Annotated in this window: 16 protein-coding genes; 10 read left to right on the top strand and 6 right to left on the bottom strand. The window is 37.8% G+C overall.

The genetic code is table 11. The annotated features are described in order from the left end of the window. Positions 1 to 11 precede the first annotated feature (11 nt). On the bottom strand, positions 12 to 1,529 hold the full coding sequence (locus tag A3EM_RS0136195; protein ID WP_020533138.1) for a serine hydrolase domain-containing protein: 1,518 nt from the start codon (positions 1,527 to 1,529) through the stop codon (positions 12 to 14). 529 nt (positions 1,530 to 2,058) lie between these two features. Between A3EM_RS0136195 and A3EM_RS44750 the strand changes: the two genes are divergently transcribed. The 4 genes from A3EM_RS44750 (at position 2,059) to asnB (ending at position 7,317) form a co-directional block, all read left to right on the top strand. After that, positions 2,059 to 2,463 (top strand): hypothetical protein, encoded by a 405-nt coding sequence (locus A3EM_RS44750; protein WP_157638253.1) that lies wholly within the window; start codon positions 2,059 to 2,061, stop codon positions 2,461 to 2,463. Positions 2,464 to 2,482: 19 nt separating this feature from the next. Further along, entirely contained in the window at positions 2,483 to 3,946 is a 1,464-nt protein-coding gene (locus A3EM_RS0136180) for a sodium:solute symporter family protein (protein WP_020533135.1), read from the top strand. Between the two features lie 197 nt (positions 3,947 to 4,143). Continuing rightward, positions 4,144 to 5,235, top strand: coding sequence for an aspartate/ornithine carbamoyltransferase family protein (locus tag A3EM_RS0136170; RefSeq protein ID WP_020533133.1), 1,092 nt, complete (start codon positions 4,144 to 4,146; stop codon positions 5,233 to 5,235). Positions 5,236 to 5,319: 84 nt separating this feature from the next. Continuing rightward, positions 5,320 to 7,317, top strand: a complete 1,998-nt coding sequence (gene asnB, locus A3EM_RS0136165) for an asparagine synthase (glutamine-hydrolyzing) (RefSeq protein ID WP_020533132.1) — start codon at positions 5,320 to 5,322, stop codon at positions 7,315 to 7,317. 54 nt (positions 7,318 to 7,371) lie between these two features. Here asnB and A3EM_RS0136160 read toward each other — a convergent pair whose 3' ends face one another. Both A3EM_RS0136160 and A3EM_RS0136155 read right to left on the bottom strand, forming a co-directional pair. Then, on the bottom strand, positions 7,372 to 8,088 hold the full coding sequence (locus A3EM_RS0136160) for a cysteine hydrolase family protein (RefSeq protein ID WP_020533131.1): 717 nt from the start codon (positions 8,086 to 8,088) through the stop codon (positions 7,372 to 7,374). Between the two features lie 37 nt (positions 8,089 to 8,125). Beyond that, complete coding sequence (locus A3EM_RS0136155) at positions 8,126 to 9,370, bottom strand: Zn-dependent hydrolase (protein WP_020533130.1); 1,245 nt, start codon at positions 9,368 to 9,370, stop codon at positions 8,126 to 8,128. A gap of 262 nt (positions 9,371 to 9,632) precedes the next feature. Between A3EM_RS0136155 and A3EM_RS0136150 the strand changes: the two genes are divergently transcribed. After that, on the top strand, positions 9,633 to 10,085 hold the full coding sequence (locus tag A3EM_RS0136150; RefSeq protein WP_020533129.1) for a GNAT family N-acetyltransferase: 453 nt from the start codon (positions 9,633 to 9,635) through the stop codon (positions 10,083 to 10,085). Between the two features lie 77 nt (positions 10,086 to 10,162). Here A3EM_RS0136150 and A3EM_RS0136145 read toward each other — a convergent pair whose 3' ends face one another. Continuing rightward, on the bottom strand, positions 10,163 to 11,683 hold the full coding sequence (locus A3EM_RS0136145) for a sulfatase family protein (RefSeq protein WP_020533128.1): 1,521 nt from the start codon (positions 11,681 to 11,683) through the stop codon (positions 10,163 to 10,165). Between the two features lie 463 nt (positions 11,684 to 12,146). Between A3EM_RS0136145 and A3EM_RS0136140 the strand changes: the two genes are divergently transcribed. The 5 genes from A3EM_RS0136140 to A3EM_RS0136120 all read left to right on the top strand — a co-directional run bounded on the left by A3EM_RS0136140 (position 12,147) and on the right by A3EM_RS0136120 (position 15,513). Beyond that, positions 12,147 to 12,743, top strand: a complete 597-nt coding sequence (locus A3EM_RS0136140; protein ID WP_020533127.1) for a Crp/Fnr family transcriptional regulator — start codon at positions 12,147 to 12,149, stop codon at positions 12,741 to 12,743. Positions 12,744 to 12,799: 56 nt separating this feature from the next. After that, on the top strand, positions 12,800 to 13,246 hold the full coding sequence (locus A3EM_RS0136135) for a DMT family transporter (protein ID WP_020533126.1): 447 nt from the start codon (positions 12,800 to 12,802) through the stop codon (positions 13,244 to 13,246). A gap of 4 nt (positions 13,247 to 13,250) precedes the next feature. Further along, positions 13,251 to 13,979 carry a GNAT family N-acetyltransferase gene (locus tag A3EM_RS0136130; RefSeq protein ID WP_020533125.1) on the top strand — a complete coding sequence of 243 codons (729 nt, stop codon included), beginning with the start codon at positions 13,251 to 13,253 and terminating at the stop codon, positions 13,977 to 13,979. 5 nt (positions 13,980 to 13,984) lie between these two features. Continuing rightward, positions 13,985 to 14,614 carry an NAD(P)H-dependent oxidoreductase gene (locus A3EM_RS0136125; protein ID WP_020533124.1) on the top strand — a complete coding sequence of 210 codons (630 nt, stop codon included), beginning with the start codon at positions 13,985 to 13,987 and terminating at the stop codon, positions 14,612 to 14,614. Positions 14,615 to 14,754: 140 nt separating this feature from the next. Beyond that, positions 14,755 to 15,513: a hypothetical protein gene (locus A3EM_RS0136120; RefSeq protein ID WP_020533123.1), complete on the top strand. Its 759-nt coding sequence runs from the start codon at positions 14,755 to 14,757 to the stop codon at positions 15,511 to 15,513. Positions 15,514 to 15,623: 110 nt separating this feature from the next. Here the strand turns inward: A3EM_RS0136120 and A3EM_RS0136115 are convergent, their stop codons facing one another. After that, complete coding sequence (locus tag A3EM_RS0136115) at positions 15,624 to 16,397, bottom strand: hypothetical protein (RefSeq protein WP_157638252.1); 774 nt, start codon at positions 16,395 to 16,397, stop codon at positions 15,624 to 15,626. Between the two features lie 198 nt (positions 16,398 to 16,595). Further along, positions 16,596 to 17,942: a sulfatase-like hydrolase/transferase gene (locus A3EM_RS0136110; RefSeq protein WP_020533121.1), complete on the bottom strand. Its 1,347-nt coding sequence runs from the start codon at positions 17,940 to 17,942 to the stop codon at positions 16,596 to 16,598. Positions 17,943 to 18,023: the final 81 nt, after the last annotated feature.

Here is an 18,023-nt window from a genome sequence, read left to right as displayed (position 1 = left end):
TCGTGAATGGGCTATTTCCCCTTTTCTGCAATTTTACCTTGAATAGCCGGTCGTTTGGTATTTCCAAAATTCACATTTAATTCCCGTTCCATTGTCATATTATTTCCTTCAAAAGAAATGCTACAGGTATAAGCATATGGTGTCTCATCCAGATACATAAGCAATTTAAAGGTATCTTCTTCAGTCCATGCTCCTGAGATAGCAACCGACTGTTGCCCAATTTGAGGAAAATTAAACTTGCTTTCTTTAAATTCCCCAATTCCAATTGGTAAAGAAAATTCCCCGTTTTTACCTTTTAAAATTAACGTATTTTCCTTACCCTTTAAATTAAAGAGCATCTCTTCTATATCCCATTCATTTTCTTCAAGCATATATGCTTTACCTGAAATTTTTCTGGCTAATTTGGCAGTATTTTCACCCTGCACAGGACTTAATTTTAAATTAGATAATTTCTCTGAAAGTGCACGTTGAGCTTGTAAATTTTCTTCTAAAGGTTCATCCTTAAATGCCGGCAGCAGATGATCCCAGACCAGATTCATAATTGCCTGCATATCCTTGCTTCCTGAAGTAATGGCAATCACAGCATCCTGCTCCGGCAATACAATACAAAACTGGCCAAATGCCCCATCTCCTCTGTATAATCCATGTCTGCATTGCCAAAACTGATATCCATAACCCTGTTCCCAATCACTTTCCGGATTGCTGCCATTTGAGGTTTGGTAAGAAGTGGCTTCTACCACCCAATTTTCAGGAATTAACTGCTTGCCTTTCCATTTTCCCTTTTGCAAATAAAGCTGTCCGAAATTGGCAATATCTTTTGTGCGAATATTCAAGCCCCATCCTCCTACATTAATTCCGTTCATGTTTTGATCCCATTTATGAGTGGTAATGTCAAGCGGTTCAAAAATTCTTGGAGTAAGGTATTCTTCCAGAGTTTTACCAGAAACTTTTTGAATAATGGCAGAAAGCATAAAAGTCGCAGCCGTATTATAAACAAAATGAGTACCTGGTTTATGTTCGACTTCCAACGCCAAAAATCCTTTTACCCAACTTTCAGCATTTCCAACCATTCTCTGAGTAGCATCTTCATTATGCCCTGAATTCATCTTCAACAAATCCCGGATACGCATGGCTTTCAGGTTTTCAGAGGGATTTTCAGGAGTTTCATCCGGAAAAAAACCGATAACCGGATCATCTATGGAAAGTAAACCTTCATTTTGTGCAAGGCCAATTGCGGTAGAAGTAAAACTTTTGCTAAGTGAATATAGCATATGTGGGCTTTCAGCATCATAAGGAGACCACCATCCTGCAGCAGCTTCTTGTCCATGTCTTAGAATCATAAAACTGTGTAAATCATTAGGTCGCATTTTTTCTGCAGCCTCCACAAAGTTGAGAATTGCCTGTGAAGAAATCCCTAAAGATTCGGGGGTAGTGGGAGAAATAATCTTCCCTGCCCTTTCAAGCTGAAAGTGTGGATTGGAAAAACCAGAGATAAATAAAATAAGGAGAAGAAGTGAATAATTTTTCATTTTTTGTCATTTTAAGGCAATTAAAGGTAAGGATGATTTCTGAAATATTTTTGTTTTTCCCCATCAATATTGAATTTTATTCAATCCTGGATTAAGTTGGGTTTTGGGTAATAAAAACTACCACCAGGCAATTTTGCATAGTTTTCTGAGCTGTTTGAATAAATCATTAAAACCAGAAACATTTATGACATTTCCATTTTTTCCCAGCAAAAAGAAAATTAATATAAACATAAAAATTACCTGAAACTAAGTAAATCCTTTAGAAACCGGGATTAAAATCCGTCCTATTTCACTGTTATTTTAGATTATTCTTAAAATTTGAATTTAATTTGATTAAATATTTTAGCCTTTTTACCTTTGCATCATCTTTTGCTTAAAGGAACAAATCGCCCATTTTTTTAATTTTTTGAGTAGCCCTAATCCACTTTTTCTACTCAACCCTGCCCGAGAAGCCTCTAAACTAATTTATGCTGGTTTCTTTTTTCTTGCTATTTATTTTTCATCACCTTTTGTGATTGCTCATTCAACTATGGAACTGCAACCTCCTGAATTCGTGCAACAGACAGAACTCACATCGAATTCAGGCTTTTTTAAATTGGAATGGAGAATGGCTCAAGGATTTGAATTGCCTGAAGGCTATACCTTTCTGCTGGAACAATCCTCTGATAAAAACTTTAGCCAGATAAAAAACATTTATAAAGGTCCTGATTTAGCCACCTATATTTCAGGATTACCCGATGGAACCTTCTATTACCGGGTAAAAATAATTGAACAGCACAATCAAAAAGAAAGTCAATGGTCTTCCCACCTTCAGGCTCGGGTAGAACATTTTTCATTGGAATTTGCCCTCACACTCTGTGCCATGGGGGCTTTGGTTTTTTTACTCACCGTTGCTGTAATAGTTGTCGGGGTTCGCACTACAAATTTTTCATAATACTAAATTTTTAATAAAAATGAATTTTCAATCTGCTATCATAAGTGAGCAGACCGGTTTTATTCTTTTAATTTCTTTAAGCTTATTTTGGATTGGTCTTGGAATTTATTGGGGTAAAAAAGTGACCAGTGCTGAAGGATTTATGTTAGCTGGCAGAAATGTAGGCCTGGCATTGGGAACAGCCACAGCAATGGCCACCTGGATTACTTCAAATACGACCATGCTGGCTCCTCAATTTGCACTGGAGCTTGGCGTTTGGGGGATGATCGCCTATTCTACCGCATCTTTCGGACTTTTCCTTTTTGCTCCGTTAGCCAATAGAATCCGACAATTAATGCCCAATGGATTCACCAGTGGAGATTTTATTCGCTTGAGGTACGGAAAACCTACATGGATTGTATTTCTTGTCATCTCCATTTTTTATGGCATCACCTGGTTGATCAGTATGGGTATGGCCGGTGGAATTCTGATGCAGGCACTTGCTAATATCCCCTATCACATTGGCATGACCTCCATTCTAATTGTGTGCGTATTATACACCCTGGTAGGTGGGATGTATGCGGTAATTGGAACCGATTTTATCCAAAGTATCATTATTCTCATTGGTTTAGTAGTAGTGGGGTTTAGCGTATTAAATTATGTGGATTTCGAAACGGTATATAATAATGTAAAGGAGGATAAACCCATGCTTATCAACATGTTATTGCCTGTTTCCATCATGGCTGTTTTCAATAACCTGTTATTTGGAATTGGAGAAATTTTCCATAGTAATGTATGGTGGAGCCGGGCATTTTCCATGCGAAAAAAAATTGGACAGAAGGCCTATTTATTATCAGGTTTGTTTTGGTTTCCCGTACCCATTGCAGCAGGATTTATCGCGCTTTCCACAGGGGCATTGGGCATTAATATAACCAGCCCGGATATGGTGGGGCCTCTTGTGGCAGCACATGTTTTGGGCAAAGTAGGTGCCATAGTAGTTTTCGCAGTTTTCTTCTGTTCTCTGGCCTCCAGTATCGATAGTTTACTTGCCGCTACATCTGATTTAATCTCTGAAGATATTTTCAAAAAAATGATTAATCCGGGAGCTTCGGAAAAACAACATCAGCTCATTTCCAAACTAATTATTATTGGGCTTGGCGTATTCGCCTGGGTTGTTTGCCTGCCCCGAATTGGCACCCTTGCTACTGTTTTATTTTTTGCAGGACCACTTGTTGGAAGTACTATCTGGCCGATTGCCACAGGACTATTTTGGAAAAAAGCAAATGCTTCCGGTGCGATGCTTGGGATGATTTCAGGTTCTGTTCTTGGTTTAGGGGCCTATTTTATATGGGGCTGGTACACCGCTTCTTTAATAGGAGCAGCTGTTTCCATGATTGTAGTGGTATTGGTTACGGTAATCAAACCTGGCGATTTCAACTGGAAAGAATTGGATGAATCGGATGTGGTTTTGGAACCTGCTCCAGAAAAATCAACCACACCCTGAAGTTGAACATTCAACTTCAAATGGCTTTTAAAATATAAGTTGATATAAATATTAAAATAAATCACAACGCAGTTAAATATGATTTTTTTCTCAAAATCATTCTTATTTATTCTTATAGTTGGTGCCTTGGTAATGACTTCCCTGGCCACTATTGCTTTGCTAATAATGTTAATTTCAGATTATAAAAACAAAAAGGTATGGTAGTAGAAAAATTAAACAGTTCTAGTGCTAATGAAATTCAAGAGGACCCATTAAATTCTCAGGGGTTACATCCTGACCCGGAAAAATTATATTATCACGATAAGATAAAGCTGGAAATTCTTAAGAAATTGGTTGGTCAGTCAATTATTTCTGTCAATCAGTTCGATAAGGAACTGGTACTTGAAATTTGCAAGTTTGCCGCTTTACTGGAAGCCACAGAAATTGCAGAAAGTCATCCACTGGATGGAAAAATTGCCATTACTGCATTTTTTGAAGCCAGCACAAGAACCCGGCTTTCCTTTGAAAGTGCAGTATTGAGACTGGATGGTAAAATCATCAGTATTGCTGACGGAAAAAGTACCGGGCAGGCCAAAGGAGAATCGCTTTCTGATATCGGTGAGATGTTTAATGCTTATGGGGATTTGGTGATTGTCCGGCATACCAAAACCAATGCCATTGAGGAAATAATGCAAAACCTACGAATTCCCCTAATAAATGCGGGTAATGGCTCTGGAGAACATCCTACACAAGCTTTAGCCGACTGGTTTGCTATCCTAAAATGGAAACCTGAACTCAAAGGTGAAGTAAAAGATGAAGATAAAATTCACCTGGGTATTCTGGGGACTCCTGGAAGTATGAGAGCGGTAAAAAGTTTTTTGAAAATGTCTTTACTTTTCAAAGATGTGATTAAGAAAGTATCCATTATTTCAGAATTGGCTGATCCTCTGGGAGAAGAACTAGCACAAGATATCGCTGATTCGGAATTGGACTTTGTGATCACCAATGATATCAATGAAGTCCTGTCAGATCTTGATGTGATTTACATGAATTCAATTGCATTTTTAGGAGACAGTTATAAAGCCCTTGACAGCAGATTTAAACTCAATGCTGAAAGTGAATTGAAAAAGGATGCTGTGGTATTACATCCGTTGGCCAGGCTGGAGGAACTTAGTCCTGTGTTGGATAATACCAATCACAACCTTTATTTTACACAAGCACACGGAGCTGTTTTTATCAGGCAGGCTTTATTTATCTCTATGCTTAACAGGTTCAATAGGTTACCAGAGAATATTCCCGTAATCCATTGATTTTAAGCATATTACAAATATGTGCTAAATTATTAGTTCCTACAATTTAGATTTTAATCAATAAAAAATAAATATTTAGAAAAAATGTGTGGAATAGCAGGAATTTGGGTTTCCAATAATATGAGTAATGATGATGCCGTACCCGCTAAAGAAATGGTAAACATCATTTCTCACCGTGGGCCAGACGGATCATCTTTTCATTACAATAAAGAAAAAGGCCTGATGATGGGCCATGCCCGTTTGTCTATTATTGACTTGGAAACGGGTTCACAGCCCCTTTACAATGAGGATAAGGAAAATGTACTTACCGTAAATGGTGAGTTTTATGGCTATAAAAAAATACGAAGTGAATTAAATCTGGAAGGGTTTAATTTCAGAACAAAATCAGATAGTGAAATAGCCTTATACCTTTATGAAAAACACGGACTTGACTTTGTTCATCACCTGAGAGGGGAGTTTGCTTTTGCTCTTTACGATGGAAAAAAAGACCGGTTAATTGTGGTAAGGGACAGATTTGGAATCAGACCGTTCTTCTACCATCACCACAAAAGTCTGGGTAAAGAGGCTTTTGTTTATGGTTCGGAAATTAAATCACTCTTTGCGCATCCGCTTGTACCGAGGGAATTTGATAAGCAGGCTGTTTTACACCAGCTTATTCATACTATGGTACCCGGGAGTTCTCCTTACAAGGACGTTCACGCCCTAAAACCAGGACATATGATGATCATTCAAAGAAATGGAGACAGCTTTGAAATGACTGAAAAATGTTACTGGGATATGGACTTTCCCAAGGAAAATGAGAGAGAAATTAAAGATGATAATTATTACATCGATGGTGTAAAAGAAAAGTTACTTGAAGCTGTTAGCCTGCGATTAGAGGCTGATGTTCCTGTTGGTTGTTACTTATCAGGTGGAATTGATAGCTGTTCTATGCTGGGACTGGCTTCTGCCATGCAACAATCTCCGGTAAAAGCCTATACCATTAGTTTCGATCACGATGCTTATGACGAATCTAAAATTGCCATTGAAATGGCTGAAAGGGTGAATGCAGACCATGAAATTTTGAACTTGTCTGCCGATGAACTTTATGGTGAAAATTACATCAAAACCTTATGGCATGCCGAAAGAACTTTCTATAATACGCTTGGAGTGGCCAAATGGGGGATGAGTAAAAGGGTAAATGAATCGGGGTACAGAGTGGTAGTGACCGGAGAAGGTGCCGATGAGTTATTTGGAGGATATCCTGCATTTAAAAGGGATATGTTGCGCTATGGCTATGACAAATCGAAAATGACTGCCGAGGAAGCCAAATCTTTTGGTGAATTGATGGATAAAAATAACAATATTTTTAAAGGAGCAATTCTTTCAGAGGACATTATTTCCCATCCTACTTTTGAAAAATTATGTGGTTTTACTCCTTCATGGATTCAGCCATGGATGAAAACCCTGGAAATAGCCAAACCACTTCTTACGGATGAATTGCAGGCGGAATTAAAAGATTACGATCCGATAGGCACCATAGCGGAATCTTTTGATCAATCCCAGATTGAAGAGAGACATGTGTTGGATAAAGCGCAGTACACCTGGATTAAAACCATGCTGGAGTGCCAGATTCTGAATTGGGGTGGTGATCGGGTGGATATGGCCAATTCCATGGAATCGAGACCTGCCTTTTTGGATCACCATGTAGCAGAGTTTGCCAGAGAAATCCCACCGCATATCAGGATAAAAGGTAATATTGAAAAGTGGGTTTTGAGAGAAGCCATGAAAAATATATTGCCTGAAGTGCTTTACAAGCGGGAAAAATTCGCCTTTATGGCTCCTCCAAGCCACACCGGAGAAAGTAAGAAAAAAGCTTTCCAGAAATTAATGGACGAATTTATGAGTGAAGAGCGAATTAGAGAAGTAGGCATTTTTGATGTAAAACGTCTCACCCAATTCCTAGAAGATTATAAAAATGATACTGATCCGGTATTATTGGTGAGAAAAGATGCTCTGGTAAACCATATTTTAGGTTTACATATTTTATACAGGCAGTTTATAAAGCAGGATCTTAAAGTTGAAGATGCTATAACTGCATAATTTCTTCCCCCTCCTATTTAATTTGATTATAAAAATAGGAGGGGGAAATTATTTTTACGAACAATAAGTCTTTATCTCTTTAATAGCCTCTTCGGTTGTCATAATTTTAGCATACCTGTCTTTTAAAGTGGTAATGGTAGCTTCATGTAATTTTGGATTTACTGTAGTACAACCATCATCGATTACGGTAACCAAATAGCCCAAATCGCAGGCATCTCTAACTGTAGTTTCCACACATTCATTGGTATAAACCCCGACTACATATAATTCATTAATACCAATATTTGTCAACACATAGTTCATATTAGTAGAAGCAAAAACACCACTTGAAGTTTTATTGATGACTATTTCATCTCCTACCGGGGCAATTTCTGGTAAAAATTCTGCTTCTTTTGAACCAGGAGGCGCTAAAATACTGAGTCTTTTGTGCCCATTACTTCTGTCTCTTCCATTTTTAGTTAAGGCCTGAATTCTGGTATGAATAACTTCCAGTTCCAAATCTCTGAATATGTTTTGTAATTTCTGAATATTGGGAATTACATGGCCTTTTAGTGAATTAAAATAATACTGTTGTGCTTCGTATGGTACCCCGCTGGAGGTTATATCCTGAAAAACACCATAGCCTTCCGCAGCATCTAAATATTGCATGTCAATTACAAGCAGGGCAATATCCTTATTTTTAATAAAACCTATTCTTTCCCTGGTATCAGCAACTGAACCTTTGTAAAATTCCTTTAATGGGTCCTGATTTTTATTTAATTCTTTTGTCATAGTTAATTAATTAAGATGAACCGGTCTACCGGTTTGTTTAACGAGAAAGCTCCAGGATAGTGTGAAACATTAAATTGGCTCCTGCCTCAATATCACTCCACGCAGTCCATTCCGAAGGTGAGTGGCTTAATCCATTTTTACTGGGCACAAATATCATGGCACTTGGCACAAATTCCCCTAAAATTTGGGCATCGTGAGCCGCTCCACTAGGCAATAATAAATAATCCAGGGCTAGCTTTTTAGCATTTCCCTCAATTACTTTCATGACATCTTCAGCACATTTTACAGGATTTATCCAGCTTAATGTTTCAAACTCAAACATCAATTCCCTTCGCCTGGCAATAGCTGAAATGGCTTTCCGGAAAGCTTCCTGCAATTCGTTTAATATTTCCACCGAAGTGTCTCTCACATCAAGAGAAAACTCCACCATTCCCGGTACTGAGTTGGCCGCTCCGGGATGTAAATCAACCTTTCCAATTGTAGCACGGCTTTTTTCACTGCCATTTTCCTCAATTATTCTTGGAATTTCATTGGCAAATTCTGCCAATCCCATAAAAGCATCTTTTCGCATCTCCATTGGGGTAGTACCTGCGTGATTAGCTACACCCAATAATTTGACAGACCATTTAAAAAGCCCCGTAATTTCCGTTACTACTCCTATCTGTTTGTTGAGGTTATCCAACACAGGGCCCTGCTCAATATGCAATTCCAGATAATTCTTGATAGTAGTGGGATTTCTGGCTGCTTCCAGTGCCTTTATCGGTTCAAATCCATTTGCCTTCAAAGCTTCTGAAAGTGAAATTCCATTTAAATCTCTGGAAGAATGAAGGGTTTCAGGAGTGGTTCTCCCACAAAATGACTGTGAACCAAACATTCCACCAAACCGGCCTTCTTCATCAGTAAAACTTACCAACTCGATTCCATGCACTGGTTTTATGCCTAACTCCTTAAATCTTCTCAAACATTCCAGACCAATCAATACGCCCAATGTGCCATCCAGAGCACCTGCACAGGGAACAGTATCAATGTGTGATCCTACAATGATCTTTGGTTTGTTTTCCTGTCCCTCTAAAATTGCAGAAATATTTGCAGCCCCATCAATTTGAAATTTCAAATCAGCATTGAGTATTTGTTCCCTTAGCCATCCCCTCGCCTGCATATCATGTTCGCTAAAAGCCATTCTGTAGATCCCTCTATCCTTTTTATTTTTCCCAATTTCAGATAAGCTTAAAATATCGGTCTTTAACCGATTAAAGTTAATTTTTTCTTCCTTTTCAATCATATAAAGTCAACGGCATAGGTTTAGGCTGTAAAAAGTACTTATAATTATGTGCTTATCAAAATTTAAATTAAAATGCTGGAAAAGCATCCGGAATTTGTGAGTTATTTTCCGTAAATCATTGGTTTATGAATTGATGTGCTCGATACCAATGGCAATGATGACCTTATTGATAATTTTGAAGCGCTTTCAAACAAAAACTATTTTTTTATTATCTTGAATTGAGAACAAGTGGTTTATTGAATCAAGAAATTTAAAACTCCATATGAAAATTAGAACAGCTATTGAACATGACCTTCAGGCCATAATTGCCATGCTTGCAGATGATAAATTGGGCAGTCAAAGAGAAAACTACCAAAATCCGCTTCCCTCTGCCTATTCTCAGGCTTTTAAGATTATCGATGCCGACCCCCATCAGGAATTGATGGTAGTTGAAAAAGAAAATGCTGAAATCATTGGGACCATGCAACTATCATTCATCCAATATCTCACCTATCAGGGAGGAATTCGGGCTCAAATCGAAGCAGTACGGATACGGAAAGATCACCGGGGTGTGGGATTAGGAAAAATAATGTTTGAGTGGGCAATTGAACGCGCAAAACAAAAAGGTGCACATTTAATTCAGTTAACCACAGATAAAAAGCGACCTGAAGCCTTGCGTTTTTATGAAAAGCTGGGATTTGTAGCTTCTCATGAAGGAATGAAATTACATTTTTAATGAGATGAAATATAAAACTAAAAACCCCGGAAAAGACTTTCTTTCACAGGGGTTATTAGTTTTATTGGATTTAACTATCAATTGGTTGCGGCCTTCAAATTCATTTTCCTGAGCATAATCGATTTCAACTCATTCCCCACATCCAGTTGAATTCCAATCAAATTTTCCTGTTCTGAAACATCTGTTTCAAGATTATACAATTCCGCTTTAGTATCGTCTAGTGTATAACTTTCAAAATTTACCGAACAAATGTATTTCCAATTTCCCCTGCGAATGCCAAATCGGTTTCCACTTGATTGGATAATTACCTCCTCCCGAACTGCTTCCTCCTTACCTCTCCATACTGGAGCCATATTATAGCTATCAACTGCAGAGTTTTCTGGTACTTTTGCTCGGATAATGCCGGCCAAAGAACTGATGATATCATTCAGTGCAAATAATTGCTCACTAACTTTTCCTTCAGGAGTTTTCCCCGGCCAGCGAATAATGAACGGAGTACGGACACCACCTTCCCAGGCAGTCCATTTAGTCCCTCTTAAATTGGCATTTGGCTGATGGGTATCTTCATCAATTACTACTACCAGGGAATCCCGGGGGCTATTTCCAGCTTTTTCAAGTTCCATCTGCGAATTAGTCACTTTAAATTGCGAACCATTATCGCTTGCAAATAACACAATGGTATTTTCACTCAAACCGCTTTTATCAAGCTCACTTAAAACTTTGCCAATGTAATGATCTAGTTCATGGACATAATCTCCATATAATCCTGCTTTGGTTTTGCCTCGAAACTCCTGACTAACAGATAGAGGAATGTGTGGTACATATGGCGCGTAATAAAGAAAAAATGGGGTTTCACCACTTAGATTTTTTAAATACTGGATAGTTTTATTCGTGACTACCTCCAGATATTCCTCCAATGGAATCTTCTGAATATGTTCCTGATTAGGGGCTGCTTCTGTAGTATATTTTTCATGTTGCAATGCACCATATATTTTGGTATTTTCAAATACCCAGCATTCACTCGCACAACTAAAACCCATCCACTGATCAAAACCGTGATCATTTGGGCCATCTGAAACTGGTTGAGACAAATCCAGATTTTCCCCATTATTTGCTGCATAAAACTTACCATATCCAGCAGGCTGATTCCCATCAAGCGTGGAAAAGCTTGTACCTAGATGCCATTTTCCAAAACCCGCTGTATGATAACCCGCCTTCTTCATTAATTCTGGTAAAGTAGTTAGTGCTGAATCAATCATAGAAGGTTCATAATTGGACATTACTCCCTTTTTTTTCCAGCTTCTCCAGGGATAGTTTCCTGTCATTAAGGCATATCGTGTAGGCGAACATACTGATACCGGACAATAAGCATTGGTAAAACGAAGGCCTGAAGCAGCCAGTTTATTGAGATGTGGTGTGGGAATAAGGGATTTTTCTGAATAACACTCCAGGTCTCCGTAGCCAAGGTCATCCGCCAGAATGATCAATACATTGGGTTTAGCTGAATTTTCATTCTGATGTTCAACCTGATTACAAGAGGTAAAAATTCCTATTAAAAAAGTAAAACAGATTGAGGTAACCTGAGGTAACTTATTCATTTTCAATATTTGTCAGTTTAAATAATATAACTTTTTATTGTTCCTTTCTCCCTCCTGATATTTGTCTTTCAAAAGAAAGGTACAATGCTATCACTTTAAAGATAATTCTTCAAGTTAAAAATAAATCTTACTTTTTCATCACTCAGGGTAATAAAGAATGATTTTACGCTGCCCATTTCATTTTCTACTAGTGTGAAGTCAAACCTTGAACTACGGGTAAGGCGAGCAAGGATTTTGAGGTAGGTCGAGGCGCAAAAAATGAGCATATCCGTGCTGTATGAGTCTTTTTTCAACGTAGACAACTAGTCGAAGAGATTCCGTCATAAGACTACTCGGATTACCGAAAGCTTAAGGTTGACTTAACGCTAGTTCAATTGCCATTAAAAATAACTAGTAGTCACACTTAACTTTGTTAGATTTGAGAAATAAAGAACGAATTATGATTTAATTCAAATCATTTTCCATGTCATTAAAAGAAACACATCATCAATTTATAAAGGAAGTTATTTTAGGGTATTACCCTGTTAATGAAAGGCTACTTGAGCAACTGATTTCAATTGCCGCAGTTAGAAAACTAAAGAAAAATGAGATCCTTTTGCCGGTGGGAAGGATCGCTAAGGAAATTTATATGGTGTATTCAGGAGCCATAATTGCCTACTTCCTGGACAATGAAGGGAATACCTATAATAAAAACATTTTCCTGGAAGGTGACTTAGCAGGTTCTACGGTTTCCAGCCTCACCAATTCTCCTTCCAAGTTTGCATTAGAAGCCATTGAAGAATGCGAAATTATCAGTATTAATTTTTCACAATACCGAAAACTCATTTTCGATCACGATGAAATGAAAAATTTCTACATTGCTTATTTGGAGAATAACTGGATTTTTGAAAAGGAGAAAAGAGAAATTGATATTGTAATGAAAGATGCGGGCTCCAGGTACCTGGAATTATTAGAAAAACATCCCGATCTGGATGAAAGAATTCCCCTGGTCCATATCGCTTCTCATTTGGGTATCACTCCTACTCAATTGAGTAGAATTCGAAAAAAAGTAAAAAAATAATTTGCCTCTCAACATATGTAAAGGCAAAACCCGGATTCCCGCCCGAGTTTTGTCTTATGAAAACATTAATTCTTCAAATACTTGCATTTTCTGGTGGGGTTTTCCTGGCTATTCAGGCAGGTTTCAACACCCAATTAAGCGGACATCTAAAACAACCTGTTCTGGCGGCTATTTCTACTTCTGTTTTTAGTGTTGCATTTGCTTCGCTTTTTATAATCATTACCGGAAAACAAATTCCAAATATGCATGAGGCTCGTCTGATCCCATGGTATTTGTGGGGAATTGGAGGACTTTTTAGTGTGCTTGGTATTTCCCTTTATTTCTACACGATTCCCAGACTGGGGATTTCAAAAATGATTGCCATGGGGCTTTGCGGCCAACTGATTTTTTCCATGGTGGCGGGAAATTTTGGCTGGCTCAATCTGCCAGTAGAGCCATTAACAAGCAAAAAACTATTAGGAACCTTTGCCATGATCTTAGGAATAATTTTAATCAATAACTAAAAAAATGGATAGCATAAAATCAAATATCAATAATTTAACCTCACTTTGGAAAAGTGCTACAGTACCGTTTCAAACCTATTCTGAAGGGGAAGGCTTTGGATACTGCTACATTAAAAATTCCCAATGGCCTAACAGAATTTGGACAAAGCAAAAACTCACCATTGAAATCCTGAATTCAATTATGGAAACCATCAATCAAAGCCCCGAGCATTTGACTTTTTCCTATTTTGATGAAGGAAATTCGGATGCCGTGGAATTGATTCTTGGTGATGGGTTTACCGAAAACTTTATCCAGTATGGGATGTCTCTCAAGCCTCATCAATTATTGGATACGTCATCGGATTTAAACTTTCTTCAGGTTAAAAAAAGGGATGAAATCACTTTATGGTGCCAGTCATTTGAAAAAGCATTCGGTTATCAAATTGATCCTGAAACAGTAGAAAGCAGCCTGAACAAAATCGATTATTTTCTGATTGAAACTGCAGATGGCATAGTAGGAACCATCATATTATACCAAACTGGGGAAGTTTCCGGAATTCATAGTCTAGGTGTAATCCCTGAAAAGAGGGGAAAAGGATATGCCAAATCGGCTATGCATATGGCACTGAATCTTTTTTACAATCAGGGGGTTAAGCTGGTCGCCCTTCAGGCTTCGGAAATGGCCAGAACTATGTACGAAAAACTAGGATTCACTACTGAATTCATCATGAGAAATTATTCATTAAAAAAATAACAGCTATGGAATTAATTAAAAACCTGGAATGGCGATATGCCACAAAAAAATTCGATCCCAATAAAAAAGTTAACTCAGAAGACCTTGAAAAACTGAAGAAGGCGATTCAATTATCTGTGTCTTCATATGGATTACAATTGTATAAAGTTCTGATTATAGAAAACCCCGCCTTGAGAGCAGAATTGAAAAAAGCTTCCTGGAACCAGGAGCAAATCACGGATGCTTCCCATTTGTTTGTATTTTGTAATTACACCAAAGTGCAACCTGAAGATATTGATGCCTATTTACAATTGACATCTGAAACCAGGGAAGTCGGGCTGAATCAATTGGATGGATATGGGAATTTTATGAAATCGAAACTCGGGGAAAAGTCAGATTTGGAGTTGACCCAATGGCTGGAAAAACAACCATACCTGGCCATGAGTAACTTACTAATGGCTTGTGCTGCCCTGAAAATTGATGCCTGCCCTATGGAAGGATTTGAACCAGAAAAGTATAACGCAATTTTAGACCTTGAATCAAAAGGACTAAATGCCTGTGTTATTGCTACAATTGGTTTTCGGCATGAAAATGACAGTACCCAAAACTTTCCAAAAGTGAGGAAACCCGAAGAAATGCTGTTTGAAACGGTATAAACTTTCACGCAATGGAATTAAAATGGTAGCTTTGGCATTACTAGACTTGAGTCAAACTTAAGCTTTCGGTCAACTAAAGCTTGGCATGACACTAGTAAAATTTTCAAAGTTATCATTTTTCAAATAATTTAATTCCAGTAATGAAATCTCATTTTAATGCGGTAATTATACTGTTCGTTTTATTTATTAGTTGTGCCCCTGAAAAACAAACTTCAGATACACCAAAAAGAATCTTTCCCGATATTTTTAAAAATGGTCTTGAGGCTCACGGAGGGCTAGAAACCTGGGACTCCTATGGTACGCTAACTTTCAGTGAGGTAAATGAAACAGATACTACCCAATATACTATTGACCTGAAAACGCGAGATGAATTGATCGAGAAATTCGGAGCGTATAAAATCAGTTACTTTCAGGATTCAATCATCATTTTCCCCAATAAAGACAGTTTTCCGGGAAAAGATCCAAAGTTTTTCCACAACCTGAGGTTCTACTTTTTTTCTATTCCTTTTGTAACCGCAGATAATGGTGCTTTTCAGGAGGAATTACCCCCTCAGGAACTCAATGGTATAACTTACAACCGAGTGAAAGTTACCTTTGGGGAAGGTGTGGGGGATGCGCCCAAAGATCAATATATTTTATGGTTCAACCAGACCAATAATATGCTGGCTCTGATCAATTATTCTGTAACCTATTACGATGAAAATAAAGCAGAAAATTATAATGCGATTGTCTACCAAAATTGGAAAGAAGTTGGTGGTTTAAAATTGCCTCAGGAAATGATTGGCTACAAATGGGAGAATAACACTTTGGGAGAGGAAAGATATCGTAAGAAATTTGCTGATATCACCCTTACCAAAGATCAACCTGAAAAAAGTTTTTTTACAAAACTAGAAGAGTAAATTCTTCAAAAAATATAATCAAGGGGCCTGGAAATCCAGACTAGCTTCAATATTCAAAATAATTCAAATGTTCCTCCTTTCCATTTTAGGGTCATGAGGAATTTTTTGAATTATTTTTTTGTGAATGAATTTTTAAAAGAATAAACCAAACTGATATTCCAGTCCAATTCTCCTGAATTTATCTCTGTTTTAATTCCCTTATTTGCTATGGAGGAAATCGAAATCGGAAATTTTTTGTGACTAAGTGTGAGCGCCTGGGCAAAATATACCCCTTCTTTCCCATCTATATTCATATAATAAACTTCCGGGTTCCAGTGGAGATTTAAATTTTCTGCAAGCCTGATATTTTGGATTCCAAACCTTAGGGATATGAAATGAGTATTTCTAGCCTGTCCGGTTTTTTCTAATCCAATTCCGTAAATGTAATAAGTGCCAACAGCAAACTTTTTAGTTAATTGATAGGAGATTGTTAATTCTGGTGTGAGAAATCGCTGGGCATATAGCTCTTCCAGGATTTCACCATTCCGCTCAATTTCACGTGTGCGGAAAGCAATAGCTGGCAGGTGAACCCCCGGTCTGATCAACCAGCGATCATTTTTCACGAGATTGTACCGCCAGATAAAAATAAATGACCATGGTTTCAGTCCATTCAAATCAAAACGAAATTGTGGATCGAAACTAAATTTTTCATCACCAATGGAAAGAGTGGCTATGGTAGCAGGTTTTCCCAAACTAAAGGTAGGAATAAAGGAAAACCCATTGTTAGTGATGCTGACATTTCCATTAAAGTGATATTTTTTAAGTGTATCTGATTCCTGGGAAAATACCCGACTTACGGGAAAAAGGATTAGGAGAATAAATATTAATCGATAGAAAGTCCTCATTTGTACTGTCATTTATGATGTGATGCATAGTACAAAGGACGCTTTTAATTTCCCCCTGTCTTAACTCAAATCAAATGAATACTTACAAATTTCAAACTATTAGTTGAAAAGAAGCCATGATAATTTCTACGAAATTATGCCAGAATTAAAAGAAGATAGGGTTACCCTATCTTCCGATTAAAACCATTTTTCTATTTCTTACTTCACCCTATCATACCACAATTCATATTCAGCCATCAGTTCTTGCACTTTTTCAGGATGTTTTTCTACCTGATTTTCCAATTCCTCAGGATGGGTTTTAATATTCACCAAAAACAGTGAATCCTTTTCTGCCAGTTCCGTTTTTTGAGATGGATCTCTCGGGTTTTTTAATAATTTCCAATCACCTTTTCTTACTGCCCAGATATTTTTATTACTGTACCACCAAAATTTCTCATGGGGAGACGGTTTACTTTCTTTTAGGGTTTGAACCAGGCTTTTTCCTTCAAATTCATTTTCATTATAGGTTATTCCACAAAGTTCCAGAATGGTGGGAAACCAGTCTGTATTGATACCCATTTGATCTCGTACTTCATTTTGGGGGAGCCCTTTTGGCCAGGAAATCATGGCTGGTACCCGAATTCCACCTTCAAAAAGAGAGAATTTGGCTCCTCTGTAAATTCCGGCACTTCCACCAGCTCCAAAAGTTCGCTCTTCCATGGAATGCCCGTGATCGGACTGAAAAATGAGAATAGTATTGTCCCTAATGCCAAGCTCCTCCAGTTTTTTCAATAAAACTCCAATGCGTTCATCCACAGTAGAAACTGCTGCAGCATACATATTTCTGGGGCTTTCTAAATCCTTGTAATGCGTTCTCCATTTGTTTGTACCCTGCAAAGGATAATGCGGAAGGTTTATCGCATAATACAGGAAAAAAGGGGTAACCTTATTTTCTTCAATAAATTTATTGGCTTTTTCTGCCATTAAATCCTGAAAAAATTCTCCATCCCGCCAGATTTCCTGATTGTTTTCCCAAAGATCATGTCGGTTTGGGCCATTCCAGTAGAAAAAGTGGGAGTAATTATCAATACATCCTCCCATATGCCCAAAGGAATAATCAAACCCCTGTCCGTTGGGCATGGTGGCTTCCGTATAGCCCAGGTGCCATTTTCCCACATGACCGGTGACATAACCATTTTCCTTCATTTTTTCTGCAATAGTGACCTGGCTGGAGGGTAATCCTTCTTTACCTTTATGAGAAGAAGCATTACCAGGCAGCCCTGCAGCCAATGGTGTTTTTCCGGTCATTAATGCAGCTCTTGAAGGAGAACAGACCGGAGCAGCGGCATAAAACTGGGTAAACCTCACTCCTGTTTGGGCAATCTTATCCATATTTGGAGTATGGAGGTCCTTTGCTCCATAACAATTGACATCTATGGAACCCTGGTCATCGGTGTAAATGATAATTACATTTGGAGGATTATCCTGACTAAATCCGGTAAAGATAGAAAGGTGATAAACAGCTAATAAAAGAAGTAATTTAAAGTGAACAGACCAATTTTTCATTTCAACATTTTTTAGTAGAAAGTAAATCAATCTGAAAACTAATAGCACAATTTGAAAAAGACCAGCTTTCATCCATTTTTA

It is taken from the genome of Flexithrix dorotheae DSM 6795 (assembly GCF_000379765.1).
GTDB lineage: Bacteria > Bacteroidota > Bacteroidia > Cytophagales > Flammeovirgaceae > Flexithrix > Flexithrix dorotheae.
This window is presented reverse-complemented; position numbering and strand designations above follow the sequence as displayed.

Excerpts from the sequence above, each read along its gene's own strand:
- A3EM_RS0136180 (WP_020533135.1), top strand. The coding sequence starts at position 2,483 with ATGAATTTTCAATCTGCTATCATAAGTGAGCAGACCGGTTTTATTCTT.
- A3EM_RS0136195 (WP_020533138.1), bottom strand. The coding sequence starts at position 1,529 with ATGAAAAATTATTCACTTCTTCTCCTTATTTTATTTATCTCTGGTTTT.
- A3EM_RS0136150 (WP_020533129.1), top strand. The coding sequence starts at position 9,633 with ATGAAAATTAGAACAGCTATTGAACATGACCTTCAGGCCATAATTGCC.
- A3EM_RS0136130 (WP_020533125.1), top strand. The coding sequence starts at position 13,251 with ATGGATAGCATAAAATCAAATATCAATAATTTAACCTCACTTTGGAAA.
- A3EM_RS0136115 (WP_157638252.1), bottom strand. The coding sequence starts at position 16,397 with ATGAGGACTTTCTATCGATTAATATTTATTCTCCTAATCCTTTTTCCC.
- A3EM_RS0136145 (WP_020533128.1), bottom strand. The coding sequence starts at position 11,683 with ATGAATAAGTTACCTCAGGTTACCTCAATCTGTTTTACTTTTTTAATA.
- A3EM_RS0136160 (WP_020533131.1), bottom strand. The coding sequence starts at position 8,088 with ATGACAAAAGAATTAAATAAAAATCAGGACCCATTAAAGGAATTTTAC.
- A3EM_RS0136120 (WP_020533123.1), top strand. The coding sequence starts at position 14,755 with ATGAAATCTCATTTTAATGCGGTAATTATACTGTTCGTTTTATTTATT.
- A3EM_RS0136125 (WP_020533124.1), top strand. The coding sequence starts at position 13,985 with ATGGAATTAATTAAAAACCTGGAATGGCGATATGCCACAAAAAAATTC.
- A3EM_RS0136110 (WP_020533121.1), bottom strand. The coding sequence starts at position 17,942 with ATGAAAAATTGGTCTGTTCACTTTAAATTACTTCTTTTATTAGCTGTT.
- A3EM_RS44750 (WP_157638253.1), top strand. The coding sequence starts at position 2,059 with ATGGAACTGCAACCTCCTGAATTCGTGCAACAGACAGAACTCACATCG.
- A3EM_RS0136170 (WP_020533133.1), top strand. The coding sequence starts at position 4,144 with ATGGTAGTAGAAAAATTAAACAGTTCTAGTGCTAATGAAATTCAAGAG.
- A3EM_RS0136140 (WP_020533127.1), top strand. The coding sequence starts at position 12,147 with ATGTCATTAAAAGAAACACATCATCAATTTATAAAGGAAGTTATTTTA.
- A3EM_RS0136135 (WP_020533126.1), top strand. The coding sequence starts at position 12,800 with ATGAAAACATTAATTCTTCAAATACTTGCATTTTCTGGTGGGGTTTTC.
- A3EM_RS0136155 (WP_020533130.1), bottom strand. The coding sequence starts at position 9,370 with ATGATTGAAAAGGAAGAAAAAATTAACTTTAATCGGTTAAAGACCGAT.
- asnB (WP_020533132.1), top strand. The coding sequence starts at position 5,320 with ATGTGTGGAATAGCAGGAATTTGGGTTTCCAATAATATGAGTAATGAT.